A 14195-nucleotide genomic window follows, 5' to 3' on the forward strand; every position below is an offset into this window, starting at 1 on the left:
CAACCTTATCCATCAACTATTAACCGTTTTGATAAAGCTATAACCACGCCCACGAACCGTTTTAATGTGTTGTTTAGATAAACCAGATTGCAGTAGCTTACGACGGATATTACTGATGTGCATATCTAAATTACGATCAAACGGGCACAGCTCTTTTTTAAGGATATTAATTTGAAGATCCGATTTAGATACCACTACATCAGCATTCTTAATCAGATATTGCAGTAATTCTGATTCTGTTTCAGTCAATGGCAAACGTAAAAATTGCTCTGCCAGACCTTCGGTCGCACCCACATAATTTTGGCGCTGACGCTCTAAGCCGACACGACGTAAGATAGCCGTAATACGCACCAATAATTCAGGGACATTGAAAGGTTTAGCAAGAAAATGATCCGCGCCTGCTTGCAAACCATCAAGCATAGACTCTTCATCACCTAAAGCGGTAAGCATAAGAATAGGGGTAGCAAAGCGCTGACAAATGCGTCGGGCTACTTGATAACCATCTAATTTTGGTAACATGACATCAAGCAAAACAAGATCAACGGAATGTGTCTGAATAAATTCTAGCGCACTTTCGCCACAATGCACGCAATCAACATCGTAGCCTTCATCTTGTAATACTTCTTGTAATAAATTACATAACGCAATGTCGTCATCAACCACTAAAATACGGGACACGTTTACTCACCAATCAAATGTAAATCGTTCGCATTCTAATCTTGAGCGAAGCCTTGTGCAATAGCACTTTTTACAAAACCCTAAATAACCTTTAATTAAGTATGGTCTTCTGCCAATTTAGATCCACAATGCGCTCATCAGCAATATAATAAATCACAGCACCAGAAGTCAGTTGTGTTTCTAAGCTTGGGTTACCTTTACAGCCCTGCTCTTGTAACCCCAACCAACTTAACGTAGACCTTCTAACTCTAATAATGCTTGCTTGATATCAACGCCACCGGCATAGCCCGTTAAGCTGCCATTTTTACCAATCACACGATGGCACGGTACAATTATCGAAATAGGGTTTTTACCATTAGCACCACCAACCGCTTGAGAGGCTTTTGGATTACCAACAGCAATGGCGAGATCTTTATAGCACCAAGTTTTACCGTAAGGGATTGTTGTTAGTGCTTTCCATACCTTATTTTGAAACTCTGTGCCATTTGCTGCTAAAGGAATTGAAAATTCACGGCGAGTACCTGCAAAATATTCTTGTAACTGAGTGACTGTTAATTTCAAAATAGGGTGATCATCTGCCTGCGTTCCAAAATCACTAAGCGCCCTAGCATGACTTTCATACCAAACGCCCAACAAGCCATCATCATTGCCATTAACCGTAATCATCCCTATTGGGCTGTCAAATTGAGTATATACGTTCATCTTATTACTCCTCGTTATTACATCTTTCATCAAAGCAACATTCGTCTTGTAGAAAGCCTATCACTGAGGACAGATTTTCATATTCAGCCACACAAAATAGAGTTCTGCCTTCTCGACGTTGTGAGATCAGCCCAGCAGACGCTAAGCCCGATACATGATGAGACAAGGTAGAACCCGGAATAGCCAATTTTTCTTGAAGTCCGCCAACGGCTATCCCTTGGTAGCCCGCTCTCACTACACTTTTATAAATAGCCAAACGTGTTGGATGACCTAATTCTTTCAGTGCTTTAGCGACAATTTCGATGTCCATAGTGTTGCCCTCTTTAACTTTATATTTCGATAATACTAGAAATAACTTGATCATGCTAATCCCCAAGCGTATATTTCGACTATTCCAGAAATATAGAGATTTAGGTTATGTTTACAATTACACAAGATATGGTGATGGACACCTTAAACATGTTCGCTTTTTTAGCGGCAGAATTAACCGTACTGTTCCTATTAATTAGCTACCTTGTTGGTGTATTACAGGAATACATTCCACCAGCGAAGATCCAAAGTATTCTGAGCGGGAAAAATGGCCGAGGTTATATTGTTGCCGGTTTACTTGGCGCAATAACCCCATTCTGCTCATGCTCAACTATCCCTTTTTTAAAAGGGCTGCTACGAGCAAAAGCGGGGTTTGGCACCATGATGGTATTCTTGTTCGCAAGTCCACTATTAAACCCAATCATTATTGGTCTATTCGCTGTCACATTTGGTCTCAAAGTAACGGTATTCTACTTTGCGATTGCAATGGGTGTATCAATTATTGCAGGCTACACACTAGAAAAACTGGGCTTTGAAAAATACGTAAAAGAAAGCGCGTATATCGCACCTGAGCCAAAATGTTGTGGTTCAACCTGTGGCGTTGCGAAAAAAGCACCAGAAAGTAAATGGGTGAAAATTTGGAACAGTACTTGGACTGATTTTAAGAAAGTATTGCCTTATTTAATTGGTGGTATTGCTCTTGGCTCAATGATTTATGGCTTTATGCCAACAGAATTCGTTGCTCGTATCGCAAGTGAGAATAACCCATTTGCTATCCCAGTTGCGGCCGTCATTGGTATTCCTCTTTATATTCGTGCTGAAGCGGTTATCCCACTAAGTGCAGCATTAGCCGCAAAAGGAATGAGCCTTGGTGCCGTTATGGCGTTAATCATTGGCAGCGCAGGGGCAAGTTTAACCGAAGTGATTTTGCTTAAATCTATCTTCAAAAATCAAATGATTGCAGCGTTCTTAGTGGTCATTCTAGGCATGGCAGTAAGTGCTGGTTATTTATATCAATTTATCTTCTAAAGATTAAACACCTCAAAAATAATACGCAATACTAACAAAGCCATATCACTCAATTTGATATGGCTTTTGTCTCCTAATCTCATCTATTTTAAATAAAACGTTGGTGACACTAACGGTTACTCTTTGTTAATTCCAATTTCATTTCTTTTTGCACTACACTTGGTCTTCTACTTACTTTAATCGAGAAGAGGTACCATGAAGATCTTAACAATAGACAAAGACACGTATCGTAAAAAAACTAACTTGGTCATGGTAGGTTTTGTTGGCTGCCTTGCCGTATTAGCCATTTTATTTGGTTCGATTCTTATTGCGTTATTTGGCTCAGAAGGCATTACTGAATCAGGCTCTACTGGTAATTTTCATCTCAATGTTCTGGGTGTTATCTTAGCAGTCATAGCAAGCTCTTTTATCATGAATAAAGTCAAAAGCCACCCCTATTTTGATGAGATAATGTACGTATGGAAATTAAAACAAGCCCATCATCGTATTTATCGTATTTATCGTATTTATCGTATTTATCGTAAGCTAGCAAAAATTAAAGAAAAAGCAACAAGAAATGAGCATAATTCTTTGTTAATTCTCGCTTTTTACTACACTACCCAACAGCAAGTCTTCACCTTAGATAACAACACCCTTACCATTACTGCGGTTCAAAAAAGCTTAAATGAAGTATATGAGCAAGCAGCAGAGATGAACCTTACGCTTGAGCTTGATGATTTTACTGTCGACTTGCTAGATAGATATTAGTAATAGATACAACTGTTCATGAATTAATTTCATAACAATATTATAAACAATCTCAATATTGACCTATGTCAAATGGTTACAAGCTGTGTTTTAATCACTAATAACGACAGCACATAATAAGGAATGACATGGAAATCACTAACGTTAGCTTCATTGGTTTAGGCGTTATGGGCTACCCAATGGCTCGTCACCTGCAAACTGCAGGCTTTTCAACCACGGTATATAACCGCACTGAAGAAAAAGCAAAGCAATGGGCTGCGAAATACCAAGGTCTATCAGCATCAACTCCTCGTGAAGCCTCTGAAGGCTCAGACATCGTTTTTGTTTGTGTCGGTAATGATGACGATGTTCGCAGTGTTATTTATGGTGACGATGGCGTACTTTCAGGCCTAAAACCTGGCGCTATTTTAGTTGATAACACCACCACATCAGCCACTCTAGCGGTTGAACTGGCGAAAGCGTGTGAAGCACAAGGTAACCAATTTATTGATGCGCCTGTCTCTGGTGGTCAAGCCGGTGCTGAAAACGGGGTATTAACCGTGATGTGTGGCGGTAATGAAGCTGCATTCAATATCGCAAAACCGGTTATCCAAAGCTTTGCCAAAGCGATTACTCTTCTGGGTGAAAATGGCCAAGGCCAACGCTGTAAAATGGCAAACCAAATCTGTATCGCTGGCGTATTAAAAGGCCTAAGCGAAGCGCTTATTCTTGCTGAAAAAGCCAATCTAGATATTGATCTTGTAGTTGATACGCTAAAACACGGTGCGGCGGGTTCATGGCAAATGGAAAATCGCGCAAGCACCATGGCACAAGATAAATTCGATTTTGGCTTTGCCATTGATTGGATGAGAAAAGATTTAGGCATTTGTTTAGATGAAGCAAAAGCTCATGGGATTAAACTGCCACTGACTGAAGATGTTGATCAAGAATACAAAAACCTTCAAGAACAAGGGTTAGGTCGAATGGATACTTCTGTGCTTATCAAAGCGGTTAAAGCAAAAAGCTAATACCAATTTAATGTAACTAAGATACAAAAAAAGGAGATCATACGATCTCCTTTTTTATTTTAGTTTTTGATGTCAACGATAAACGCTAAATCTACTTACACTTTAAAGCGAGATAGAGACATTTGCAGCGTTGTTGCTAGCTGCGCTAACTCAACACTTGATTGTGCAGTTTGCTCTGCACCTAACGCCACTTCACTTGCTGATAAGCTCATGCTTTGAATGTTGCGACCAAGCTCTTCTGTTACTGAATCTTGCTGACTACACGCACTTGCGATTTGAATACTTGTGTCCGTCACCTTCATCATGGTTTCTTCAATCATTTGGATTGATTGATCCGTTTGAACGCTTTGCTCTACACAAACACGGATCTTAGAACAACTTTGATCCGTTGCATTTTTAGCATGTGCCGCACTTGCTTGCAGTTTCTCAATAATGTCAACAATCTCAGTGGTAGATGATTGAGTACGACCCGCAAGAGAGCGAACTTCATCGGCAACCACAGCAAAACCACGACCTTGCTCACCAGCACGCGCCGCTTCAATTGCCGCGTTTAATGCAAGTAAGTTGGTTTGATCAGCAATACCACGGATAACTTCAACCACAACGCTGATATTGTTTGACTCACGCTCTAACTCTTCAACCAACTCACCAGCTTGTTCAATATCACGAGACACAACTTGGATTTGCTCAATGTTCGACTGAACATCTTGGTTGCCTTGTTTTGCTTCTTCAGACGCTTCTAAAGCCGACGTAGACGCAGTTTCAGTATTATTTGCTACTTCTGCTACGGTTGCTTTCATTTCTTCCATTGCAGCGGCTACCGTTGTAATGTCAGATTGTTGTTGCTGCATACCACGAGCAGATTGCTCTGAAATCGCACTCATCTCTTCTACAGCAGCAGATAACTGAGTTACCGCTGATATCGTATCTTCGATTAATGTACGTAACTGATCTTGCATTTCGATATTAGTATCGGCTAATTCACCTAGCTCATCATTACCAATTTCGTTACGTGCAAGATTGAACGTTAAATCACCCGCAGCAATCGCTTTAGATTGTTCTACAACTAAATTTAATGGGCGACAAATTTGGCGAGCTAAGAAGAACGTAATGAAGACCATAAAACCAATAAGCGCAGTAAACGACACTTGAGTCGCTGTTGTTACATTATCAACACTCCCCATAATTCTAGTGCGGTTACTAGCAATAAAACCTAAGTTTACCTTAACCAAGGCATCCATTGCTTCGCCTACTTCATTAAATTGACGAGCAGAGGCTATCAATTCCACTTGAGCAGCGTCTTTTTGATTTGATGTTACTTGAGCTTTAAAATTATTTAACACACGCAGATATTCTTCCCATGCATTGTTAAGACGATCAAACACACTGCGTTCATTTCCACTTACTACTGTCGCACCATAATTAGCAAGCCCTGTATTAATACGATTGCCTTGTGATTCTATGGTAGCAAACAAGTCACCTAGTTTATCATTAGAATAGACTAGCGTAGCAAATTGATTACGACGATATACATTCATTTCAAAATATAAATCCTCAACAGAAATCACACTTGGTATCGTAGAATCAGTAAAGTTAATTACTTCTGATTCTACTTTATTTAATTCTTGTAATAAGAAAATAGCGAACGCTATCATCACCAAGCCAATCACCGAGAATACAACGGCAATTTTATTTCTAACGGCTAAATTTTTATAACTCATGTTTACACCTTAACTGATTATTAATAACTCGCTCCATGAGTATTTACGATAATAGAAATTATTTTTAATGCTTTTAGTCTATATCGACCAAAACTCAAAAAACATTAAATAAAAAGCCACAAAAATCACACTAATTTATAACGTGCTATATGTTAATAAAGAAACAAAAAGCCCACAACAAAGGTGAGCTATTAACATTTAAATTTCAGATGTGAAAAAATGAGCAGTTTACTAACGCATTACGCTAATTAATTGCTCATGTTAATTTGATCTAATGTAAAATCAGCTCTCCACTGGCTCAATCGTCAAAATAATACCGTCAACAGAGACGACACAAACCAACGTACCCTTTGAAATATCTTGAAAACTTTTTGCAGACCACGTGGTATCACCTAAAACAATTCGACAAGAACCTGCAATAACATCCTCTTCCAAACGAGAAGTTTGTCCTATTAACTGCTTATCTTTTTGGTTCAATGCCCGCTTAGCATCCGATGTTTCATCTTTTTTATGCTGATATCTCCACCACAACCACGTTGTAAAAAGAGAAAATACAGCAAAGCTAACCCACTGCAATTGCCAACTAAGTGGAATAACGGCATACAATACACCGACGGTTACAGCGGATAGTCCTATCCACAAAAAGTAACCCGCCGTTCCTAATAATTCACCAGCAAGTAGCAGTAAACCAAGAGTTAGCCAATGCCAGTGATTCATTTGCTCAAAAAATTCCATTATAAACTCCTATTTAGAACCCTCTTTATCTACTTTAAACATCTCGGCGATGCCTGCAACCGATCCCATCAAGCCTGTCGCTTCTAGAGGCAACATAATAATCTTACTGTTTTCTGCCTGCCCTATTGATTTTAGTGCCTCGGTATACCCTTGCGCAATAAAGTAATTCACGGCTTGCATATCACCTTGAGAAATCGCTTCTGATACCATTCTTGTTGCATTTGCTTCGGCTTCGGCGGCACGTTCACGAGCTTCGGCTTGAAGAATTGCCGCTTGTTTGTCACCCTCCGCTTTTAGGATCTCACCTTGTTTATGACCTTCTGCTTTTAGTATTTCAGCCTGACGTTTACCTTCAGCTTCTAGTACATCGGCACGTTTATGACGCTCCGCCTTCATTTGTGCATTCATCGCTGCCGTTAGATCTGCTGGTGGTTGCACATCTTTAATCTCTATACGTGTAATTTTTACGCCCCACGGATTAGTTGCCGCATCAACAATAGCTAAAAGCTTGACGTTGATCATGTCACGTTGACTCAGCATTTCATCAAGCTCCATAGAACCTAACACCGTACGCATGTTCGTAAGGGTTAAATTACGGATGGCATGCTGAAGATCGCTCACTTCATAAGCAGCCTTTGCCGCATCCACCACTTGCACAAAACACACAGCATCAATGGTTACATTCGCGTTATCTTTTGAAATCACTTCTTGCGCAGGAATATCTAATACCTGCTCCATCATATTTATTTTGTGACCAATCGTATCGATAAATGGAATGATCAAATTCAAACCCGGTTGTAACGTCTGGGTATATCGACCAAATCGTTCTACTGTCCAGTTGTGGCCTTGGGGAACCGTCTTAACACCTAGTGCTATTAATGCCAGCACTAAGAAAACCAGAACCCCAATCGTTATTAATGTATCGTATGCCATTATTTGTCATCCTTCTCTAATTGATAATTATCTAAATATATCCAACATTTACTAACCATCTGTTGATTATATATTCATAATACTCAATTTTTTTACAAATACACGGACACAACAAACAGTTATTCACAAAAGTCACCCTAAAAATACAATTTAATTACTTTTGATTGTTAATAGTAAATAATTGTCTTTCCAACCAATAAGCTCGTTTTAAATAGCAACGAAAATAATTTAAAATTAACGTTCAAAATTCCCCCCCCATAGATCCGAACAATCTCAGATAATAGTTTTATCAATTTAAACCTCAACAGAGCCTTCACTTGCTGATTTTTTAGGCTGAAAAGTGTGATCCTCCTTGCTTTTTAGGCCTCTTCTCTTTACTCTGCTTTCCATTAGGCAAATCTTACTTTGCTTCTACTTGTTTATAGGAAATCACCTTGAGCCAAACATCTTTCTCATCATTAGATCTACACCCATCTCTTCTTCAAAACCTAGAAACTTTAGGCTACAACGAGATGACTCCAATTCAAGCTCAAAGCTTACCATTCATGCTGAAAGGGAAAGATGTCATTGCCCAAGGAAAAACGGGCTCAGGTAAAACAGCAGCGTTTGGTTTAGGCTTATTAGCTAACCTAGATGTAAAACGTTTTCGCGTTCAGTCACTAGTATTGTGTCCAACACGTGAACTTGCAGACCAAGTTGCGGTAGAAATCCGTAAGCTTGCTCGCTCTATCCACAACATCAAAGTTCTGACGTTATGCGGTGGTGTTCCATTTGGTCCACAAATCGGCTCACTTGAGCACGGTGCACACATCATCGTAGGTACTCCTGGTCGTGTTGAAGAGCATCTGCGTAAAGGCTACCTAAACCTAGATAACCTAAATACGTTTGTTCTTGATGAAGCTGACCGTATGCTAGAAATGGGCTTCCAAGACGCGATTGATATGGTATTGGATCACGCACCAGCTAAGCGTCAAAACTTACTGTTTAGTGCTACGTTCCCACCACAAATCAAATCAATTGCTGATCGCATCATGAATGATCCGATCATGGCAAAAGCGGAAGATAAAGTAGAAAATACCTCTATTGAACAGCATTTCTACAAAGTAGATGATTTTGAAGATCGCCTACGCGCACTTCAAATCCTGCTTCTTAAACACCGTCCAGAATCAACGGTTATCTTCTGTAATACAAAACGTGTTACTCAAGAAGTGGCTGATGAACTTCGTCACTTTGATTTCAGCGTAACGGCACTTCACGGTGATTTAGAACAACGTGACCGTGATAAAGCGTTAGTTCGTTTTGCAAACAAGAGTACGTCTATCCTAGTTGCAACAGATGTTGCTGCTCGTGGCCTTGATATCGAATCTCTAGATGCCGTCATCAACTTTGAATTATCTCGTGATCCTGAAGTTCATGTTCACCGTATCGGTCGTACTGGCCGTGCTGGTAAAAAAGGCATCGCATTAAGCTTATTCAATAACAAAGAAACAAACAGCTTTGCTCAAATTGAAGATTACATGAGCATGACTATTAATGACGAGCCACTACCAAGTGAAGATTACCTAAATGAGCGTCCTCACTACCCTGAGATGGTAACGCTTTGGATCGATGGCGGTAAGAAAAACAAACTACGCCCTGGCGATATCCTTGGTGCATTAACAGGTAAAGATGGCGTTGACGGTAAAAAAGTAGGTAAAATCAACGTGTTTGATTTCCACGCTTACGTTGCCGTTCACAGCTCAATTGCTAAAGCAGCACTAGATAAGATCGCAACAGGCAAAATGAAAGGCCGTACATTCCGTGTAAGCCGTATGCGCGGTTAATAGCGAATACAAAACAGGTAACGTCAACTAATTCGATACATCGCTTAGTTGGCGTCACATACAAAAAAGGCCGAGTAGATGATTTCTACTCGGCCTTTTTTAATTGCAATCAATTATTTACTACGATTGGTATTACACCGCTAATGGCATCTCGCTTGATGGTGGAATTGAATGCACTTTACGTAAACCATACACCGCAAGTAACGCCATTAAGAACATAATTAACCCTACAGGCATTTGGCTATTAGCAGGGATCATCGACGCTACCATTGTCGCTAAACCCGCCCCCAAGTTTTGCATGCCGCCCAGTAATGCACCAGCCGTTCCTGCATGTTGTGGAAATGGTGATAACGCCCCTGTTGTTGCTGCAGGAAATAAAATACCCGCACCTAAGAAATACAATACTGCACCGCCAATTAGAGTTGGTGCTGTTGTTAATCCCATAATGCCAGGAACCAACACAATCGCCGCACCTAAAACAATAGACACAAGACCGACATCTAATGACTTCTTCTCAGACCAACGCTTTGCAATCACACTTGATAAACCAGCACCCGCTAAATAGCCTGGAATAGGTAAAATAAACAGAATACTCACTGTTGTTGCTGCTAATTTAAGTTTACCACCCAGCAATACCCCTGCTGCTGCTTCAAATACGGCAACCCCTGCAAATGTAGCAACCAAGCAGATCAAATAGCCTTGAAAGCGGTGCTCAGATAATACGTGACGGTAACTCTTCAATACTGGCTCTTTACGACGCACTTCTAATGGTAACGTCTCTTTCATTGACGTTGTCATGATGATCAATACCGCAATACTGAACAAAGCCAAGAATAAGTAGCTTGAACGCCAACCAAATGCTTCTGTTAAATAACCACCTAACACAGGAGCCAAAAGTGGTGAAAACATCATACACATACTAATGATACTGTTGGTTCTATGTAGTTCATCACCAGAGAAACAATCACGAGGAATAGTACGGCACATCACACCAGCAGCACCAATACCTAAACCTTGCACAAAACAGCCCGCTAAAAATAACGAATAATCATGAGCAAATAACGCTAGGATTGTGCCAGCAATATATAAAGTAAGACCTGATAAGATCACTACTCGACGGCCAATACGATCAGAGATTGGGCCGTAGAAAAATTGTGATAAACCATAAGGGATCAAATACACAGCCATAACCGCTTGTAATGAAGCAGGGCTTACTTTGAATTCACTTGCCATGTAGCCAATGGATGGCACATACATAGTTTGGCTCATTTGACCAACAGCAACTAAAATAACGATCAGGAAACTGAACGTCGCAAGTGAATACGACTTTTGCATGACTGCTCTCCGAAAAAAAGCAAAGTATTAATAAGATACGCTAATGAAATTAACAATTGTTAACATTTAACAATAAAATAGGTTAAGTCGACTATGAATATAGCCAAGCCTTTATAGGGCGAGATAATAAGGTGATTATATAAATCAGGCAATCTAATTCACGGCTATTTCAGGAGAGATTTTTTATATGATTTGGATTAGTTTTTCTAATCTAAATATAAAAATAGAATATACAAAAAAGCCAGCGACATGAGCTGGCTTCTGTTTATCTTTGTTACCTAACCATTATTGCTGCGGTTGAGGCTTACGAGCAGGGCGCGGGCCTTGACGACGTGGCTGTGAGTTACTGGTTGATGAGCCACCAGTCTTTGGCTTTCCACCACTGAAGTTGCTGCCATTTCCACGATTTTCACCGTTGCCTTTTGACCTTGGTTTACCAGAACTAGTTGGTTTTCCAGAGCTAGTTGGTTTGCCTGAACCTGTAGGCTTGCTAATGATAGAGCGTCGCTTATTATCCGCGCCGCCTTCTTTTTTAGCGCCACCGTCTTTATTATCAGTATTACGACGTTGACCTGGTTTTGCACCTTGCTTATGACCATTACGGTTTTCGCCAGAGCGTTGGCCATCTTTATGTTCTTGTCTTGGTGCGTGTGTTTTCTTTGGTTTCTTCGCTTTAATAGGGCGAGTATCTAATCTAGATTCTGGCACTTTCATTTCAGGTTCAAAACCTTCAAGCGTATGACGAGGTAATATTTTTTGAATTAAACGCTCAATAGCGAATAACTCTTTAGCTTCATCTTCACTCACAAAAGAAACCGCTTTACCCGTTGCACCAGCACGACCAGTACGGCCAATACGGTGAACATAATCTTCAGGTACTTTTGGTAAATCAACGTTAATAACTTGAGGCAGTTGTTCGATATCTAGACCACGAGCTGCAATGTCTGTCGCAACTAACACACGAACCTGACCTGATTTGAAATTAGCTAACGCTTTAGTACGCGCACCTTGGCTCTTATTACCATGGATAGCAGCCGCACTAACGCCTTTCTCTTCAAGTGTTTTTGCTAAACGGTTGGCACCATGTTTAGTCTTACTGAACACCAATACTTGCTTCCAGTCGTTGTCTTTAATTAGCTTAGTAAGCACACGTGCTTTTTTCGTTTTATCTACAACGTATACTGATTGTTCAACGGTCTCTGCGGTTGTATTGCGTTGTGCAACTGAGATCTCAACAGGGTTATTTACCAACCCTTTTGCTAACTGACGAATTTCATCAGAAAACGTTGCTGAAAACAGTAAGTTTTGGCGATTCTTAGGTAATTTATTTAAGATTTTTTTGATGTCATGAATAAAGCCCATATCTAACATACGGTCAGCTTCATCCAGAACTAGGATTTCTAGTTGGTCAAATTTAATCGCGTTTTGATTAGCAAGATCCAATAAACGACCTGGTGTTGCAACCAATACATCAACCCCTTTACGAAGACGCTGCATTTGTGGGTTAGCTTTAACGCCACCAAAAACCACATCAGAAGTAAGAGGAAGGTTTACACTGTACTTTTCAACACTCTCATGTACTTGTGCTGCAAGCTCACGTGTTGGTGTTAATACCAATGCACGGACTTGATTAAACTTACGTGTAGGGCCTTTTGATAAACGCTCAAGAAGAGGAAGAGTAAAGCCTGCTGTTTTACCTGTACCCGTTTGAGCTGCCGCCATAACATCCTTCCCTTCAATTACCGCAGGGATAGCTTGTAATTGGATTGGTGAAGGTGTGCTGTAACCTTGAGCTTCTACAGCTTTTAAAATAGGGGCAGATAAGCCCAGAGAGGTAAAACCCATACTAATATGTACTCTATAATGTTCATTAAGCGCAAAACTGCGAGCGCTGTAGGATACAGTAACTGAGAGATTACTCAATCTTTGATTACCATAACCGATAAAGTACCGTTATAAAAAAACCGAGCATAATAGCTCGGCCTTTTTCGTATTAATCGAAACGAATCAATTAATCTTCTAATTCCGCATTATGATAGACCTGTTGCACGTCATCACAATCGTCAAGTAGATCTAAGAATTTTTGGAATTTCTCAACGTCTTCGCCTGTAACCGCCATTGGGTTTTGAGGTACAAACGTAATTTCTTCCACATCTACAACTAGATCTGGGAATTCAGCAGCCAGTGCCGTTTTCACTTTAAAGAACTCAGTGTTTGGTGCGAATACAGTGATCACGCCATCTTCAAGTTCGATATCAGTCACGTCAGCATCTTGCATCATAAGCGCTTCAAGTACTGCTTCTTCGTCGTCGCCTTTAAACTGGAATACAGCTTGGTGATCAAACATGTGAGCACTTGTGCCTGGGCTACCAATTTTAGCGCCAGTCTTAACGAAACATTGACGAACGTCTTGGAAAGTACGGTTACCATTATCTGTTAAACAGTCAACGATTACGCTTGCGCCGCCTGGAGCAAAACCTTCGTAGCGTGCGTGTTGGTAATCTTCACCACCGCCGCCATTTGCTTTGTCGATTGCTTTATCAATAATGTGTGTAGGAACCTGATCTTTTTTCGCTTTCGAAATAAGATGTTTTAGAGACAAGTTCATGTCTGGATCAGGACCGCCATTCTTAGCACACATGTAAATTTCTTTACCGTATTTAGAATAAACTTTGATTTTTGCGCCTTGTGTTTTAGCCATTGAAGACTTGCGCACTTCAAAACTTCTTCCCATCGGAATTCTCTCTTTGTTGTTTATGGACTTAAAAAGTATCGGCAGATTCTACCAAATTACTGAGGCTGTAGGCTAGTAAAGATCAAGGAACCTTACGCTACGCCCATTTTTGATTTATATTTTTCGATAGATTGCTGAAAAAACAGGCGTTCCGTCTCATCTTCAAGCTTTTCCGCTTCAACAATCCAAAGGTCTGGGCCTGCTTTTGCATTTTTTACCTTCCAAACAAAGAACGCTGCTTGTTTATCAAGTTCGATTTCATTTTTTTCTTTTGGGGGTAATAGTGACAAGTTTTTCATAACAAGCTCATTTAATTAATCACATCTTTTAGTAGCCACAAAGTGTAATGCTTCATCGTTATATTATCTACCTCTAAAACTAAAGGGAGACTTTTCTTACCGGCAACAAAAATGCGCCGTAATAGACGCATTAATAATAAAAC

General features: G+C 40.2%; 14 protein-coding genes. 4 read left to right on the plus strand and 10 right to left on the minus strand.

Annotated elements, in window-relative coordinates:
• Positions 1-12: 12 nt before the first annotated feature.
• The 3 genes from PVK62_RS13330 to PVK62_RS13340 all read right to left on the minus strand — a co-directional run bounded on the left by PVK62_RS13330 (position 13) and on the right by PVK62_RS13340 (position 1690).
• Complete coding sequence (locus PVK62_RS13330; protein WP_274444983.1) at positions 13-678, minus strand: response regulator transcription factor; 666 nt, start codon at positions 676-678, stop codon at positions 13-15.
• Between the two features lie 228 nt (positions 679-906).
• Entirely contained in the window at positions 907-1380 is a 474-nt protein-coding gene (locus tag PVK62_RS13335) for a methylated-DNA--[protein]-cysteine S-methyltransferase (protein WP_274444984.1), read from the minus strand.
• A 4-nt stretch (positions 1381-1384) separates the two neighbouring features.
• Positions 1385-1690, minus strand: a complete 306-nt coding sequence (locus PVK62_RS13340; protein WP_274445011.1) for an ArsR/SmtB family transcription factor — start codon at positions 1688-1690, stop codon at positions 1385-1387.
• 107 nt (positions 1691-1797) lie between these two features.
• Between PVK62_RS13340 and PVK62_RS13345 the strand changes: the two genes are divergently transcribed.
• The 3 genes from PVK62_RS13345 to PVK62_RS13355 all read left to right on the plus strand — a co-directional run bounded on the left by PVK62_RS13345 (position 1798) and on the right by PVK62_RS13355 (position 4472).
• The gene (locus PVK62_RS13345) at positions 1798-2718 is read left to right on the plus strand and encodes a permease (protein ID WP_274444986.1); all 921 of its coding nucleotides are present in this window, start codon (positions 1798-1800) and stop codon (positions 2716-2718) included.
• Positions 2719-2913: 195 nt separating this feature from the next.
• Positions 2914-3465: a DUF3087 family protein gene (locus tag PVK62_RS13350; RefSeq protein ID WP_274444988.1), complete on the plus strand. Its 552-nt coding sequence runs from the start codon at positions 2914-2916 to the stop codon at positions 3463-3465.
• Between the two features lie 128 nt (positions 3466-3593).
• Positions 3594-4472, plus strand: coding sequence for an NAD(P)-dependent oxidoreductase (locus tag PVK62_RS13355; protein WP_274444990.1), 879 nt, complete (start codon positions 3594-3596; stop codon positions 4470-4472).
• 95 nt (positions 4473-4567) lie between these two features.
• Here PVK62_RS13355 and PVK62_RS13360 read toward each other — a convergent pair whose 3' ends face one another.
• The 3 genes from PVK62_RS13360 to PVK62_RS13370 form a co-directional block, all read right to left on the minus strand.
• The gene (locus PVK62_RS13360) at positions 4568-6193 is read right to left on the minus strand and encodes a methyl-accepting chemotaxis protein (RefSeq protein WP_274444991.1); all 1626 of its coding nucleotides are present in this window, start codon (positions 6191-6193) and stop codon (positions 4568-4570) included.
• Between the two features lie 282 nt (positions 6194-6475).
• Positions 6476-6928, minus strand: a complete 453-nt coding sequence (locus PVK62_RS13365) for an NfeD family protein (protein ID WP_274444992.1) — start codon at positions 6926-6928, stop codon at positions 6476-6478.
• Positions 6929-6937: 9 nt separating this feature from the next.
• Entirely contained in the window at positions 6938-7861 is a 924-nt protein-coding gene (locus PVK62_RS13370; RefSeq protein WP_274444993.1) for an SPFH domain-containing protein, read from the minus strand.
• A 434-nt stretch (positions 7862-8295) separates the two neighbouring features.
• Here PVK62_RS13370 and dbpA point away from each other — a divergent pair, with 434 nt between their 5' ends.
• The gene (gene dbpA, locus PVK62_RS13375) at positions 8296-9684 is read left to right on the plus strand and encodes an ATP-dependent RNA helicase DbpA (protein WP_274444994.1); all 1389 of its coding nucleotides are present in this window, start codon (positions 8296-8298) and stop codon (positions 9682-9684) included.
• A 132-nt stretch (positions 9685-9816) separates the two neighbouring features.
• Here dbpA and emrD read toward each other — a convergent pair whose 3' ends face one another.
• The 4 genes from emrD to PVK62_RS13395 form a co-directional block, all read right to left on the minus strand.
• On the minus strand, positions 9817-11019 hold the full coding sequence (gene emrD, locus PVK62_RS13380; protein WP_122032505.1) for a multidrug efflux MFS transporter EmrD: 1203 nt from the start codon (positions 11017-11019) through the stop codon (positions 9817-9819).
• Between the two features lie 285 nt (positions 11020-11304).
• Complete coding sequence (locus PVK62_RS13385) at positions 11305-12864, minus strand: DEAD/DEAH box helicase (protein ID WP_274445012.1); 1560 nt, start codon at positions 12862-12864, stop codon at positions 11305-11307.
• 166 nt (positions 12865-13030) lie between these two features.
• Complete coding sequence (locus tag PVK62_RS13390; RefSeq protein WP_274444996.1) at positions 13031-13753, minus strand: YebC/PmpR family DNA-binding transcriptional regulator; 723 nt, start codon at positions 13751-13753, stop codon at positions 13031-13033.
• A 92-nt stretch (positions 13754-13845) separates the two neighbouring features.
• Entirely contained in the window at positions 13846-14052 is a 207-nt protein-coding gene (locus tag PVK62_RS13395; RefSeq protein WP_122032501.1) for a DUF3283 family protein, read from the minus strand.
• Positions 14053-14195: the final 143 nt, after the last annotated feature.

The organism is Aliivibrio sp. S3MY1 (assembly GCF_028765575.1).
Taxonomy (GTDB): Bacteria; Pseudomonadota; Gammaproteobacteria; order Enterobacterales; family Vibrionaceae; genus Aliivibrio.

Coding starts and splice junctions, on each gene's coding strand:
- PVK62_RS13335 (WP_274444984.1), bottom strand. CDS start 1,380: ATGAACGTATATACTCAATTTGACAGCCCAATAGGGATGATTACGGTT.
- PVK62_RS13340 (WP_274445011.1), bottom strand. CDS start 1,690: ATGGACATCGAAATTGTCGCTAAAGCACTGAAAGAATTAGGTCATCCA.
- PVK62_RS13345 (WP_274444986.1), top strand. CDS start 1,798: ATGTTTACAATTACACAAGATATGGTGATGGACACCTTAAACATGTTC.
- PVK62_RS13350 (WP_274444988.1), top strand. CDS start 2,914: ATGAAGATCTTAACAATAGACAAAGACACGTATCGTAAAAAAACTAAC.
- PVK62_RS13355 (WP_274444990.1), top strand. CDS start 3,594: ATGGAAATCACTAACGTTAGCTTCATTGGTTTAGGCGTTATGGGCTAC.
- PVK62_RS13360 (WP_274444991.1), bottom strand. CDS start 6,193: ATGAGTTATAAAAATTTAGCCGTTAGAAATAAAATTGCCGTTGTATTC.
- PVK62_RS13365 (WP_274444992.1), bottom strand. CDS start 6,928: ATGGAATTTTTTGAGCAAATGAATCACTGGCATTGGCTAACTCTTGGT.
- PVK62_RS13370 (WP_274444993.1), bottom strand. CDS start 7,861: ATGGCATACGATACATTAATAACGATTGGGGTTCTGGTTTTCTTAGTG.
- emrD (WP_122032505.1), bottom strand. CDS start 11,019: ATGCAAAAGTCGTATTCACTTGCGACGTTCAGTTTCCTGATCGTTATT.
- PVK62_RS13385 (WP_274445012.1), bottom strand. CDS start 12,864: ATGGGTTTTACCTCTCTGGGCTTATCTGCCCCTATTTTAAAAGCTGTA.
- PVK62_RS13390 (WP_274444996.1), bottom strand. CDS start 13,753: ATGGGAAGAAGTTTTGAAGTGCGCAAGTCTTCAATGGCTAAAACACAA.
- PVK62_RS13395 (WP_122032501.1), bottom strand. CDS start 14,052: ATGAAAAACTTGTCACTATTACCCCCAAAAGAAAAAAATGAAATCGAA.